The sequence below is a fragment of the Methylomonas rapida genome, assembly GCF_024360925.2.
GTDB classification, from domain to species: domain Bacteria; phylum Pseudomonadota; class Gammaproteobacteria; order Methylococcales; family Methylomonadaceae; genus Methylomonas; species Methylomonas rapida.
Map to the genome: position 1 here is coordinate 2,325,325 of NZ_CP113517.1, position 13,717 is coordinate 2,339,041.

9 protein-coding genes and 1 pseudogene are annotated in these 13,717 nt (G+C 57.2%); 6 read left to right on the top strand and 4 right to left on the bottom strand.

The annotated features are described in order from the left end of the window. Window positions 1-39 precede the first annotated feature (39 nt). Complete coding sequence (locus NM686_RS11035; RefSeq protein ID WP_255187920.1) at window positions 40-222, bottom strand: hypothetical protein; 183 nt, start codon at window positions 220-222, stop codon at window positions 40-42. On the opposite strand from NM686_RS11035, the gene NM686_RS11040 reads away from it, so the two are divergent. Both NM686_RS11040 and NM686_RS11045 read left to right on the top strand, forming a co-directional pair. After that, on the top strand, window positions 221-3,700 hold the full coding sequence (locus tag NM686_RS11040) for a tape measure protein (protein ID WP_255187921.1): 3,480 nt from the start codon (window positions 221-223) through the stop codon (window positions 3,698-3,700). The two genes, NM686_RS11035 and NM686_RS11040, sit on opposite strands and share 2 nt — an antisense overlap. 169 nt (window positions 3,701-3,869) lie before the next feature. Then, window positions 3,870-4,250: a hypothetical protein gene (locus NM686_RS11045; protein WP_255187922.1), complete on the top strand. Its 381-nt coding sequence runs from the start codon at window positions 3,870-3,872 to the stop codon at window positions 4,248-4,250. An 87-nt stretch (window positions 4,251-4,337) separates the two neighbouring features. Here NM686_RS11045 and NM686_RS11050 read toward each other — a convergent pair whose 3' ends face one another. Further along, complete coding sequence (locus tag NM686_RS11050) at window positions 4,338-4,601, bottom strand: hypothetical protein (RefSeq protein ID WP_255187923.1); 264 nt, start codon at window positions 4,599-4,601, stop codon at window positions 4,338-4,340. A gap of 33 nt (window positions 4,602-4,634) precedes the next feature. Between NM686_RS11050 and NM686_RS11055 the strand changes: the two genes are divergently transcribed. After that, window positions 4,635-8,132, top strand: a complete 3,498-nt coding sequence (locus tag NM686_RS11055) for a hypothetical protein (protein ID WP_255187924.1) — start codon at window positions 4,635-4,637, stop codon at window positions 8,130-8,132. A 39-nt stretch (window positions 8,133-8,171) separates the two neighbouring features. Here NM686_RS11055 and NM686_RS11060 read toward each other — a convergent pair whose 3' ends face one another. Next, window positions 8,172-9,557, bottom strand: a complete 1,386-nt coding sequence (locus NM686_RS11060; protein WP_255187523.1) for an IS4 family transposase — start codon at window positions 9,555-9,557, stop codon at window positions 8,172-8,174. Window positions 9,558-9,710: 153 nt separating this feature from the next. On the opposite strand from NM686_RS11060, the gene NM686_RS11065 reads away from it, so the two are divergent. Genes NM686_RS11065 through NM686_RS11075 form a run of 3 tightly spaced genes read left to right on the top strand, consistent with a single transcriptional unit; the run spans window position 9,711 to window position 13,567 of the window. Continuing rightward, window positions 9,711-10,127, top strand: coding sequence for a hypothetical protein (locus NM686_RS11065; RefSeq protein WP_255187925.1), 417 nt, complete (start codon window positions 9,711-9,713; stop codon window positions 10,125-10,127). Next, a complete protein-coding gene (locus NM686_RS11070; RefSeq protein ID WP_255187926.1) occupies window positions 10,127-11,197 on the top strand; it encodes a LamG domain-containing protein in 1,071 nt (356 codons plus the stop codon). The genes NM686_RS11065 and NM686_RS11070 overlap by 1 nt, the downstream gene beginning before the upstream one ends. Then, window positions 11,198-13,567, top strand: a complete 2,370-nt coding sequence (locus NM686_RS11075; protein WP_255187927.1) for a hypothetical protein — start codon at window positions 11,198-11,200, stop codon at window positions 13,565-13,567. It abuts the gene before it with no gap. A gap of 36 nt (window positions 13,568-13,603) precedes the next feature. Here NM686_RS11075 and NM686_RS21790 read toward each other — a convergent pair. After that, window positions 13,604-13,690: pseudogene (locus NM686_RS21790) on the bottom strand (hypothetical protein); the annotation flags it as partial. Window positions 13,691-13,717 lie beyond the last annotated feature (27 nt).

Below are 13,717 nucleotides of genomic sequence, written 5' to 3' on the forward strand. Positions count from 1 at the left end.
GCGTATTTGATTATGGGTGGTCGTTTTTCATGCGAGCGGTCAGCGGTGCCAAGCCATCAGGCCGATAGCCAGCAAAAACGCACCGACGCCAAAGCCCAGCATCAAGGCCCAAGCCAAGCCAAGCAAGCCCTGAAAAAGAGGCGTTCCGCCCAAGGCATCGATCAGTATCAACGCGGCGGCAATCGAAAACCCCAATACATAATCCGGATAGCGTTTAACCATGGCCAATAATCTCGAAGTCAAAATAAAAATAGGTGCCGACGATAAGGAAGCGCTGGATGCGTTTGTGGCATTATCGCGGAAAGTGCGTGATACGCAATCGGACTTTCGGGCGGCTCAGGACACCGTCCAGCGCCTGGCGCGTGAAATCAAAGCCAGCGATGCACCGTCGAAGGAATTGACCAACGCCTTCGAAAAAGCCAAAAAAACCGTTTCTGATTTATCCGGCAAGCTCGACACCTACCGCAACAGCTTGAGCCAGCAACGCGCGGCGCTCACCGCTGCCGGGGTCGATGTCGCCAATCTGTCCGAAGCCTACCAAAAACTGGCGCGTTCCAGCGAAGCCGCAGCAAAAGCCCGCACGCTGGGCGATAGCTTCAAAACCCTGGATTTCAAACCCTTCTCGGAGATCCAGGCCAAAATCGACAGCCTGAACGCGGCTTATAATCACCTGGCAACCTCCGGCAAGCTGTCCATGGGCGAACTGGCCAAGGCCAAACTGCAATTAAAGGACAAAACCGCCGAATTGCATAGCCAGATGAATAACTTCACCGGCGCACTGGATAACCTCAATGGCAAATGGCTGGCCTTTGCCGGGGCCTTGGCGGGTGCTGGCGTGGCGTTCAAAGGCTTGATCGATGCCGGCGTCAAGATGGAGGCTATCAAATCGCAGCTAGACGCCGTGACGGGCTCCGGCGCAAAAACCGCCGACGCCTTGAAATACATCCAGGACGAATCTAATCGGTTGGGCCAGCGCACCGACGTAATGTCTGAAGGCTTCGCCAAACTGGCTGCTGCCGCCAAGGGCACGGCACTGGAAGGGGCACCGTTGAAAGAGGTATTTTCGGCGGTAGCCGAAGCGTCTACCGTCATGCATCTATCGGCGGATCGCACAAACGGCGTGCTTAATGCACTGTCGCAAATGATGGGCAAGGGCGTGGTTTCGGCGGAAGAGTTTAGGCAACAACTGGGCGACCAATTGCCGCAGGCCACGCAAGTCGGTGCCAAGGCCTTGGGCGTCACTACCGCCGAATTCACCAAGATGCTCAACAGCGGGCAAATCCTAGCCGCCGATTTTCTGCCCAAATTTGGCCAGGCTTTGCGTGATTCCGTGGCTGGTGGGCTGCCGCAAGCGGCCAACGGCGCCACGGCGGCCTTCAACCGGCTGTATAACGCCGTGCTGGCATTCAAGCAGGGCTTGGTCGATGGCGCGATCATGCGCGGCGTGGCCGTGCTGGCCAACGCGCTGGCTAAATTGCTGGAAACGGTCAATAAATTTTCTCCGATTACCAAAACCTTCATTGCCGCCTTGGCGACACTGGCGGGGGGCTTTGCCGCCTGGCGGCTGGCGATAGCGCCGGTGGTATCGGCGATCGGCAGCGCCTTGATTCCTGTGATGGCGGGCGCCACGCTGGCGACAGGGGCGTTGAGTGTTGCCTTGCGCGCCTTGCCGTTTGTTGGCTTGGGGCTGGCCATTTTCGAAGCCGGTAGGGCTTTTTATGGCTGGATCAGCGGCGCCAATCAGGCCCAACAAGCGACCCAGCAACTTAACCAGGAAACCACTAACATCGGTCCGCAGCTCGACGCGGCAGTGGCCGGCTATGACGCGGCCTTTGCCAAAATGTCGGAAAGCATGAAAGCGCTGACCGAAGCGCAAAAAGTGCAGTATGCGGAACAACTGGCCGCGCTGGACGCCAAACTGGCGCAAGAAATGGCCGCCATTACCACCAATGCCGGTTTGAGCGAACAGCAAAAAGAGCAAGCCAAAAATGAAGCCTTCGTGGCTGCCAGCGCCCAACGTCTGCAACTGATCCAAGCCTTCCAGGCTTTGCAGTTGCAGCAACTGGACGCCTACCACGAGCAGGAACGCGCCGCCAAACAAGCCCAACTCGACAGCTTGAATGCGGATGAAATGGGCAAGCGGCAAACCCTGCAACAGCAACTGGCCCAGCTTGATCTCGGTCACTTGCAGGCCCGCCGCGAAGTTTACGCGCAAGCGCAAACCGATCTGAACGCGCATATCACCAACCTGGTCAGCGAACGCCAGCGCGAACTGGACGCGGCCAATACCATTGCCCGACAAATCGTCGGCAATGAAAACGCCCGCGAACAGGCCATTTTGACCATCCAGCGCGCCGCGATGAGCGAAAAGGAACTGATGCGCAGCAAGGAGCAGGAGGAAGCCGCCAAAATCGCCACCTTCAAAGCGGAGCTGGCCAAAGGGGAAGGGGCCGACCAAGAGAAGCTAAATACACTGGCCAATGACGCCGCCAAGCTGATCACCAATAACGCGGTGGAAAAAGCCAAGGCGGCGAAGAGTGGTTGGCTAGCGGATCAAGTCACAAAAGCCGGCGTCAGCCAGGTCAACGAGATTTATGATGATCTCAATGAAGTCCTGGGCCAGAGTAAAACCGCCCATGACGAAAATGCCGTTGCCATTGGCGGCGAAATGGAATCCGCGCAACAGGCATTGAGTTCCGTTTCTCAAGCCATTGACGCCATCGACCGAAAGCTGATCGATGCCAAGCAGGTGGTGGTGGAAGTCGAGCGCAACAGTCTGCAAAAAGCGCAGGCCATCATTGCCGACCTGGTGGCGCCCGCAACCAAAATCATCACCATCCAAACCCAAAACGCCGCCGGCCAAGCCACCGGCGGACTGGCAGGGCAACCGACCGGCCTGCCATGGCGCAATTCGGCTCCGCTCATTGCAGGCTTTGCCGTCGGCGGCTTTGCCCGCAAGCAAGGCAAATTGGCCGGTTACGGTGGCGGGGATAAGATTCAAGCCCTGCTTGAGCCGGGCGAATTCATCGTGCGCAAGGAAGCCGTGCAAAAGCTCGGCGTGCCGGTACTGCAAGCCGTTAATCAAGGCGTGTTGCCGCTGCAACGGCGCTGGGGCGGCAGTATTGGCGACGCGGTCAATGAGGCCATCAAGAAAGACAAGCTGGAAGCCATCAAACAAGCCCTGATTGCGGCGCAATCGGCGTCGGCCTACGAGGCCATTCGCGGGCGTAGCAGCTTGTTTGCCAATCGTGCGCGTGAAAAATCACTCTCAGGTATCAACCTGGCCGGCCTGGACCCGGAAACCGCCGATCAAGTCCGGGAAGCCATGGCCAACGTGCCCGAGGCCAAACAGCTCAAGGCCAACCGCTTTACCTCGCTGGATTTCACCGGCTTTTTAAACAAGCGCAATGAACCGATCCGGGAGCAATCCATACGCGAGGGCTATGCCTTCAAGGCGCTGCTCGACAACTTGGGCAAGGTCTCCAGCAAAACCTTGGGCGATGGGGGTTTCAAAATCCCCAGCATACCCACCCTTCCGACCACCGAATCCGCAACGATGGCGCCGCCCAGCAAAACCATCACCTTGCAATTCAAGGCGCCGGATGGTTCCGGGCAGGTGGCGGCGGCCTTCAACAGCGAAGCGGATGTATCGAAAATGCTGGACATCCTCAAACAATCCGGCGCACGGGTGGGGGCATAAATGGCCATGTCGATAAGCGTGTTCAAAGACTATAAAGAGGTTTGCGATCCGCGTTTTTACACAAAGACCGTAGAATTTATACCGCAGGGCAATGGGGTTTATAAAATTACAGTCCGCCACGTTTTACGCGTGGGACGATTACAACTCGTGATAGTGACTGGGGTTTGATATGGCAATCACATTAGGCGCAATCACACTGCCATCGGATCTGTTATGGTCGGATGAATTCGACTGGACCCCGATCCAGCAAAACAAAAACTACACATTGACGGGTGCTTTGGTCATCGAATCCGGCAAGATGCTGGCAGGCCGCCCGATTACCTTAGCCGGTGGCGACAATCACGGCTGGGCCAGCCGCGCCACGGTCAAGGCCCTATATGCCGCGTTGGATACCGACGCCACCCTGACCTTGACCCTCAACGACGCCAGAACCTTCAGCGTCAAGTTCGACCATGCCGCCACGCCGATTCAGGCCCGGCAAATCGTCGATTACAACAACCCCGGCGACAGCGACCATTACGCGCTGACCATTAAATTGATTACGGTGTGACCATGACTGCCCCATTTTCTGATATTGCCTTGTTAGACCGGGTTTATGCAAACGTCGATTTGCGGATTCCGCCACGCGCGGAGCGGATCAAGCGCCGTCTCGGCCTGGACGGTTTAATACATGTTCAATCTCAATCAGCAGCTTTTGTAGCTGCTCTTTGTCCTGCATCTCGGGCGGAACTTGCCGCACAGCCTGCTCCCAGCGCTCTACAAACTCATCTCGCAAAAGCCCGAGGTTTATGCCGGGCTGTTCGAGTACGGCTAGCGCAAACGCTCGAAGGGCTAGCGTTTCGCTTACGAGCTTCTTAATAGTGTTGTGCTGGCTCAATACAGCGTTTTCCAGTTGTCCCATACGATCCACGGCAAATCTCCAAGGCGTTAAAAAATGACCATCCTAGCAAACGACATAAAACTGATGAAAGCGGACACCATGTCCGACGTGGCTGAAGGCGGCGGCGCCATGACCGGCCAGCCGATCCTCGACGGCGTGTCCAATAACATGTTCGACGACGTGTCTACCTTGGATCGGGTGTACGGCGCGGTGCATCTGCGCAAAGCCTTCGGTGCCGTGCAAACCGCCAACCAAGACAAATATTACGGCGCTCATGCGATCATCAGCAAATTGCCGGGCGATCAGAAAATCGGCGTCAACCTGTTCAACACCGGCGACTGGTTCGACCGCCGGCCGGTTGCCGCGTCGCGCATCGAGAACTACCGGGCCCAAGGCCCCATCTACGCTGGCTTCTTGTGGGGCACGCAATACATGGGCAGCCGGGCGGTCACGATCTTTCAAGGCGTGACCGCGCCTTTGCCCGGCATCGGCGACGTGTTGCTGCTGGTCGCCAGCGGGGGCAGTCAGTATATCCGCATCGTTGATCTGGAGTATTCCGACCAGCAATTCACCGATGACAAAGGCACCTTTACCCGCCGCATCATTGAAATCGAAATCAGCGACGTGTTGCAGCGCGATTTCGTCGGCGCGGAAATGTCGCGATTCGACACGCTCAGCCCCGCGGCCAAAATCTACAAAACCGTGGTGGCCAATGCCGCCCGTTATTATTCTGCCCGACCTTTGGCCTTGGCGGCCAATCTCAACGCCGTCGAAATCAAGGTCGATTCGGTTTACTCGCAAGTCGTGCCCGCCTCACAGGCCGAACGCGCCTTGGTTGACGTAGAATCCGCCTCGATTGCGGCGCCGGTGATGGACGCCGCGCAAACCACCACCAGCTTTAGTACCGGCATTACCTTCCAGGCCAATAGCACCTTATACCTGGGTAGCCCTTGCGTGCCGGGCTCGTTGGTGATCAGTGGCGGTGCCAGTTTGACCGACAATGCCGGCAAGGTGCTCAGCGGCAGTACCGTGGTGGGCAGCATCGATTACGCTGAGGGCCTGATTACGTTTGCGCCCACATCGCCAACCTACGGCAGTACAAAAACCGTGGTATTCCGGCCAGCCGCCGCGCCGGCCATGCCTGCCGATACCGATGCCATTCCAGTCACGGCGGCCAATCGCGGCTATGTCTGGGCTTTGACGCTCACGCCGGCGCCGAAGCCGGGCGCTCTGCGCGTCAGTTACCGCGCCATGGATAAATGGTATGAGCTGCGCGATAACGGCTCCGGCGGTTTGATAGCGGATGAAGCGGGCATCGGCACGGGTACGGTCAATTACGTGACAGGCGGAGTGTCGATCACCACGGCGGCCTTGCCCGATGTCGGTTCTGAAATCATGTTCGCCTGGGGGCAGGCCGCCGATTATTTCAATCGCTCTAATCTGGCGATAGGCAAAGTGACCTTCACGCATCAGCTCGGCAACATGGGCTTTGCCCCGGAAACCCTGGTTATCACCTGGAACGATGGCAGCGCCTGCACGGCTACTGTCAACGCCAGCGGCGTGATCAGCGGCGATGCCACCGGTAACGTCAACCTGGTCACGGGCGTGGTCAGCTTCAGCCCCAACAGTTTGCCGCTGGGCGGCACCACTTTTACCTTCAATTACAATTGGGGCACGCCGATCACCAAAACCTTGACCGCGTTTAATATCAGCGGTAATCAGGTCACGCTGGATGTGGCGGACACCGATCTGGTGCCAGGCTCGATTTCGGTGGCGTGGAATGCGCCGTGGGCGGCTGACCCTATCAAACTATCTCCAACGCCAAGCGGTAGTATCAAGCAGGAAGATAGAGATAATGGCGTGGGTGGCCTTATCGGTGGGCGCTCTGCGACGATTGATTATGCAACAGGCATTCTGGTATTCAATCACAATACGTCGGGGATTTATAAAGGCGCGATGTACACCAAGGGTTCCAATCCCTATAAAGCTGGCCACTACTCCGCGATTTACGACTATGGCTATTACTCAGCCAACACCACCGCGCCTTCGGAATTCGTCGTCACCTACCGCAAAACCAGCCCCGGCACGGCGGCGCAAGAAACCTTGGTGGCCAGTGCCTTGCAAATCGACCTGACGCCGGGCTACGCCGAAAACGTCATCCCAGGCAGCGTGCTGTTCACGTTGGGCGGCCGCACCTACTTCGACCGCCTGGGCCAGCTGTTTTACAACATCGACCGCGCCACAGGCTCTGCCACCTTGGGCGGCACGCTGGATTACACCACCGGCGTTTGCAGCATTAGTGCCTGGGCCTCGGGCCAATCGCCCACGCCGTCACTGTTGGCACTGGCCACCAGCATGAACTGGCGACCGGTGGAAGTGGCGGTATTCCGCACCTTGGCCGCGCCGATCAAGGTAGGCGTGTTCCAGATTCGCGCGACCGCCGCCGATGGCACGCAACTGGAAGCCACTGCCAACGCTCAAGGTGATATTGTGGCCAGTCAGATTGAAGGCAAGATCGAATACGACACCGGCGTCGTCAAGCTGCGCTTTGGCGAACTGGTCACGGCAGCCGGCAACGAGGGCGAAGACTGGTACATCGCTGAAAACGTCGAAAACGGCCAAATATGGAAGCCTAAGATGGTGCTGGCCAACAGCATTATTTACACTACCGTGTCCTATACCTATTTGCCGCTGTCTTCCGCCATTCTGGGCCTCGATCCGGTGCGCTTGCCTGCCGATGGCCGCGTGCCGATCTATGCGCCGGGGGATGTGGTGGTCGTGCTCAACGACCAAACTACCACCGGCACCTTTACCAGCAGCTCAACCACTAACCTGGGCCGGGTGCGCCTCGCCAAACTGACGGTACGCGATTTGGGCGGCAATGCCTTGCCTACCAACAAGTACACGGCTGATCTTGACGCCGGTACTATCACATGGGGCGATTTATCCGGCGTATCGCAACCATTGACTATCATCGACCGTATTGAGGACATGGCGGTGCTGACCGACGTGCAAATCACCGGGCAACTGGCTTTGTCGCAACCCTTGAGCCACAACTTCCCCAAGGAAGGCACGCTGGTTTCCAATGCCATCATCTGGGGCACGCTGTATGCGCGGACCAGCATTCCGTTCGATCAGCAAACCTGGACCAATGTCTGGAGCGATACCTTAATCGGCTCATCGGTCGCCGCGCAATACAACAACGTGCAATACCCGATAGCCGTCGATAACGCCAGCGCCATTCAGGAAAAGTGGGCGATCATCTTTACCTCGTCCACCGCCTTCAACGTCATCGGTCAAAACGTCGGCCAAATCGCCAGCGGCAACACCTCCGCCGATACCGCACCGATCAACCCCAACACCGGCCTGCCGTACTTCACGATACCGTATCAAGGCTGGGGTTCCGGCTGGGCCTCAGGTAACGTGCTCAGGTTCAACACCTACGCCGCCAATGCCCCGGTCTGGGTGATTCAGGCCATAGGGCAGGGCGAGGCGACGGATGATGATTACACCTTTTGCCTCGAAATAAGAGGCGACATCGGTACTGTGTAAGGTACGCAAAGACTGGTTCCCACGGTCCTCCGCTCATCGTTATACACATCTCTGTGCGACAACCTGCTGAGCTTCCAATGCAATGACAAAATCGCGCAAACGCTGCAGTCCGATCCACATGGCTTTGGCACCCGGCGGCCCGTCATGCTTGCGTCCGAGATAACCGCCCAAGCTCGCCACCAAGAGAATCACTTCGCCCAAGCGAGGTGGCGTAAGCGGCGGCGGGCAAAGCTTAACCACAATGTAAGCAGCCCGCCACTCCTGTGGATCGAAGATAATTTCACAATCCATGTCCGGCGTAGTCCGTCCCAACATCAGCGTGAACAATACCCGCCAGGCAATAACCATGTACAACGCTAAACAAGGTAGCAGTCGGTCCTCGGTTTCCAGATGCAGTCGCTTAATCTGGCATCCGCTCTTGAGCACATGGAAGTACACTTCAATGCACCACCGCACGGCGTACCACATGACGATCGTTGCCGCCTGTTCGAAACAATCGATCGGCAAGCTAGTCAACAATAGCCATTCCAAACGTTCCACGCCAGACGGTGGTGCATCTTCGCGTGCCAGCACCGCATTGATGGTGAGTTCCGGTAGCCGATACCCTATCCGCTTAGGCGGTTTGAGGGTCACTGTAATGGCGCGTAACGTGATATGCGCCAGTCGCGCCGTGCGGTTCGGTCGCGGTTTGACGTTCACCTCAGAGTAACCCAATACAGGAGCTTGCTCCACGGCGGCCCACAGGCATTTCGTACCGTTCTCCGGCGAAGCCAACACTCGGTTTTGCGCCGCACGTACGATCCATTGAGCCCGTACCGCAGGTGCGTAGTCATGGTATTCGGCAAACCACTCGTAAATATCGCCCTCCCTGTCGGCAAGATTGATCAGCAGGGTGTCCGGCATTTGCGCCTGTAAAGCGCAACTGTCCTGGTAACTTTCCAGCCAATGGCGACTCTCTTTTTCGTCTACGCCTTTGTGAAGTCGTTCACTCCTTTGGCTTGGGATCTCTCGAGGCCAATACGATGCTTTCACGACACCCAAACAAATACGCGATGGCGTAAAGGCAACTGTCGGATGCAGGCGGCGCAAGTGTTTCTCCACGTCTTTCACTGTGCCAAGTCCCTTCGGCCCCAAGCAAATATTCTTATCGTCCTCGGTGGTGTCCTGTGCCAGCAGCACGATTGGGCTGCTCTTCATGCGCTCGATCGTGGCATCTCGATGCGGCGCCAGTATCTTCTCGAATGTCGTCTTAGCGTTATTGAAGAAGCGATAGGCTCCCATCGTCTCCTTCCAGCCTCCGCAGGCCGCCGGAATACTGAGTTGTGGATGCTCGCCCAATTGCTCCAATAGCAAGGCCAATCTCTTGTTTAGACGTTGATCTTCCAAATTGGCAGTTTGCACTTCTTCTTCGGCCCAGTTGCTCATCGCCTTTCTCCTGTTTCTGTGTCTCCTTGTAGTTTAGTCTTTGAGGGACTTGTGTATAACGATGAGCGGTCCGCCGTGGGAACCCATGCCGGCCTGAAAGACAGGTATGCATTCCCACGCTAGAGCGTGGTAACGAGAATAAGAGGACACGCAATGACACTCGGGCTATCAACCACCATTAGAAACAACCGACTACAGACGATAGTCGACGCCTTCGACGCCGGTACCGGCTCCGGCAAAATCCTGCTCTATACCGCCGGCTCTGGCCGACCGGCCACCGGCGCGGCCATCACTGATCAAGTTTTGCTCGGCACGATTACGTTGTCAGATCCGTGCGGCACGGTCACCGATGGCGTATTGACCTTCGCCGCCTTTACCGAAGACTCGCTGGCCGACGCCACCGGCGATATCGCTTTTGCCCGGGGCGTCGATAGCGATGGTAATTTCGTGCTGGATATGGGCTGTGGGGTATCTGGCTCAGGGCAAGAGCTGATATTCAACACGCTATCCGTGCAAGCGGGCGGGGTGATTCAGATATTGAGCGGGTCGTTGACGGAGGGGAATGCGTAATGGCTGGCGATCCCTATTGGTACGATAACGTCAAGTTGTTGCTGCCGATGATCGGCGCAAACAATAGCACGACGTTTACTGATTTGGAGCGAGTGCCGAAGGTGGTTACGCCCTATGGCAATGCCAAAATCATCACATCGCAGGCCGATCCGTTTGGCAACAATACCGGGGTGGGGTCTTTTAATGGGAATGGAGATTATCTACAACTTGTAGCGTTAGGACTAAAAAACAGGAACTTTACTGTGGATGCCTGGATAAAGCCATTATCAACCCACATCGGCGTGGTGATCAGCGCTTATAATAAAACCGGATATCAAGCCAACACTACTTACATAGTTTTTTACAACAACGTAGTTTCTCTAGGAAACGGGCTTGTTGGCGTAGATTCGCCCACTTTACCTTTAGGCCAGTGGTCACTAATATCGTACACCTATAATCACGCGCAACAAAAGACAACCGGATTTTTGACCGGGCAGAATTTCGGCAGCGTAGTTGGCGCAATCACGAATGAGGCCCTGTCGTTTTTTGTCGGAGGTTCACCCGGCGATAATAACTGGGGGACGTGGTGGTTTAACGGGTATATAAGCAATGTCCGGATTACGCTAGACGTAATCAGATACACAGCAAACTTTACCCCGCCCACCGCACCATTCCCAGACTACAACACCCAAATCAGTGGCACCGTAGACGAAACCTTGGCAGCGTCCACTTTCGTGGCCGAAGCGCACCAAGCCAGCGACGGCGCATTGTCCGGTCGCAAGGTCTTTACCGGCGCGTCCTTTACCGTAGACATCAAAACCCCTGAAAAAGCCCATTATTTGACTGTCAAGCCCGATGTCGGCGCGGCATGGAAAGCCTCGACCGCCTACGCCCTCAATGGCAAAACATTCCCAACCGACCCCATCACCAAACCCTACTACTACACCGCCACCGTCGCCGGCACCTCGGGCACCACAGAACCCAACTGGCCCACCACGCCCGGCCAAACCGTCACCGACGGCACGGTAACCTGGGAATGCGTAGAGCGCCTGGTGCAGCCGATCACCCACGGGCCATTGATCCCCAGCTAAATGGCCTACACGCCCAGCACCACATTCAATTTTAGCCAGGGCAGCTACACACCCGGCACGACGTTTAGCTTCAACACCGGCGAAGCGGTTGCAGGCGAGATAGCCGCCACGCTGTCCGGCATCACCGGCGCGTTCACGGGGTATTCATTCGCGCCCGGCACCGTGTTGGGCGCTTTGGCGGGGCAATTGCAAGGCGTGTCGGCTGATCTGGTCGGCAACGTCGCCGCGCAGGGCGTTTTATCCGCCACCCTAGGCGGTTTAACCGGCCAATTTGCCGCCGCCGTCGTCCCACAAGGCCAAATCGACGCCACGCTGACCGGCATCACCGGCACGTTCGAGGGTTTGAATGTCGCCAACATGGGCCAAATCAACGCCACACTGCAAGGCGTGGGCGGCTATTGGTTCGCGGAATACGATTCCAACGTCCCGCGCTTTACTGTGGGCAGCGTTTGCAGCCGCCAACAAGACACCGGCACATTAACCCACGCCGCCCAAGCGCCCATCGATCAAACCACCCGCATCGATCACGCCACCGACTTGCCGCATACCCTTGCCACGCCGATCAATCCCGGCACTCGCTTGCCATACGGCCATACCAGCAAAACCCACATCCAGCGTTGCGGCACGGTAGCTGACGCCACGCCAGTAAACGCCAATATCCAATCGGTGCAAGACTTATTGCAATGGGCGGCCAAGCATTGGCTGAGCGATGCCGAAGATGCCAAGCCAACAAACGCCAGCGCCGCGGCGGTCGTACAGCAAATGACCAAAATCCGCCCGCCCGATTGGCGGCATCCCGTGCAAGATAGCGGCACCACTCGGCACGATTTCATCAAGACCATCGCCGCAGAACCGGAAGCGCCGTGGCGCTATACGCCAAGTTCTACGTTTTCGCTATTCGCGAATCCAGACTATACGCCTACCGAGGTTTTTGACTGGCCCAACGTCGTCCCGCGCATCCACTTGGCCATGCGTCACGTCGTCGGTATCGACGGCCTGAGCTTTTTAGCGCCACGCCAACAGGCCGGCCAAACCAAAACCAAGCGCTGCATTCCGGTCGACCAAGCCCGTAGGCCGCCGCCAGGCCAATCGATCATGCCGGAACCAGAGCGGCCACCGTACGAACCGCCGCCCGACCACGTCACCGTTACCATCCCGACTCAACAGGTTTACCTCATGCAACACGTTATCAGCGTCAAAACCGTACCCGGCAACATCGACGTGCCGATGGGCAATGTCAGCTTATCGTACGATGCAGATTCATTCGCCTGGCAATTCAGCGGCACGTTGCTGGACGCCGCCGCGCTGGCATTGGTGCAAGCCGAAACCGCCGTGGAGCTGGCCGTCACCATCGACGGCTATCTCTGGCATGTGCTGGTCGAAAGCATCGAACACGGCATCCAGTTTGCAAAACACTCTATCAGCCTGAAAGGTCGCTCACTGACTGCAGAGCTGGGCGCGCCGTATCTGCTGCCCACCAGCGCCACCATGGGCGATACGTTGGCCGTGCAACAATTAGCCGATTCATTGATGCCGGTCGGCTGGTCGATTGTCTGGAACGCACCCACCTGGAACGTTCCCGCCGGCGCCTTCAGCTACACCAACCAAACCCCGATCCAAGTCTTGGCCGGCCTGGTCAATGATATTGGCTGTGTCGCCGTCCCGCACCCTAGCCAGCGCAGCATCACGGTACAGCCGCGCTATCCGGTTTATCCATGGTACTTTGCCGAAGCTCCGGCCGATCTGGAAATACCCGAAGACGCCTTGACCAGCGTCAACCTGCGCCCATCTATCGCCACCCAAGCCAACGGCGTTTACGTGCACGGCGGCGAAATCGGCGGCGTGCTGGGATGGTGCAGGCTCACCGGCACCGACGGCGCGAAACTGGCCCCGACCATCAGTAACAGCCTGATGACCGACGTGATTGGTTGCAGGCTATTGGGCGAACGCATCCTGGCCGGCCAGCAAACACAACCCGTCATCAAATCCGCCACTTTGCCACTCGACGGCGATGTATTCCCGCTGGCCAGCGTAGGCGACCTGGTACAAATCACACTCGGCAGCGACATTATCAAAGGTATCGTCAACAGCGTCAGCATCGATGCGAGTCTGAGCAAAGTCAGCCAAACCATTCAAATCGGCGAAGAAACCGCCAACATCTGGACCGCATTCACCAGTCTATTGCCGCGCGATCCGTTGCTAGTCGGCACCATCGCCAGCGTTACCGGTGAAACCAGCGTAGTGACCCTGCTGGATGCCGGCGTCGTCAGCGTGCGCGGCACGGGTACGGTGGGCGGTAAGGTGTATATCCGGGCAGGGCGGATAGAAGGCCCAGCGCCGACAATGACGCAGAATGAGATTGTGGTTTAAGCCATCAGTTTCTTGGCGATTAGTTTTTAACAAATTTGTTAAAAAGTCCTGACCTTCTATAAATCCGTATTCTTCAATGCGATCTTTAATCCAACTGGTATCATATGTCCAACAGTCGGTCATTCAGCGTAGCTTTTGGCGTAAGCAAAC

Bases quoted from the DNA above. Each gene is read 5' to 3' on its own strand.
- NM686_RS11040 (WP_255187921.1), top strand. From the start codon at position 221: ATGGCCAATAATCTCGAAGTCAAAATAAAAATAGGTGCCGACGATAAG.
- NM686_RS11035 (WP_255187920.1), bottom strand. From the start codon at position 222: ATGGTTAAACGCTATCCGGATTATGTATTGGGGTTTTCGATTGCCGCC.
- NM686_RS11045 (WP_255187922.1), top strand. From the start codon at position 3,870: ATGGCAATCACATTAGGCGCAATCACACTGCCATCGGATCTGTTATGG.
- NM686_RS11050 (WP_255187923.1), bottom strand. From the start codon at position 4,601: ATGGGACAACTGGAAAACGCTGTATTGAGCCAGCACAACACTATTAAG.
- NM686_RS11055 (WP_255187924.1), top strand. From the start codon at position 4,635: ATGACCATCCTAGCAAACGACATAAAACTGATGAAAGCGGACACCATG.
- NM686_RS11060 (WP_255187523.1), bottom strand. From the start codon at position 9,557: ATGAGCAACTGGGCCGAAGAAGAAGTGCAAACTGCCAATTTGGAAGAT.
- NM686_RS11065 (WP_255187925.1), top strand. From the start codon at position 9,711: ATGACACTCGGGCTATCAACCACCATTAGAAACAACCGACTACAGACG.
- NM686_RS11070 (WP_255187926.1), top strand. From the start codon at position 10,127: ATGGCTGGCGATCCCTATTGGTACGATAACGTCAAGTTGTTGCTGCCG.
- NM686_RS11075 (WP_255187927.1), top strand. From the start codon at position 11,198: ATGGCCTACACGCCCAGCACCACATTCAATTTTAGCCAGGGCAGCTAC.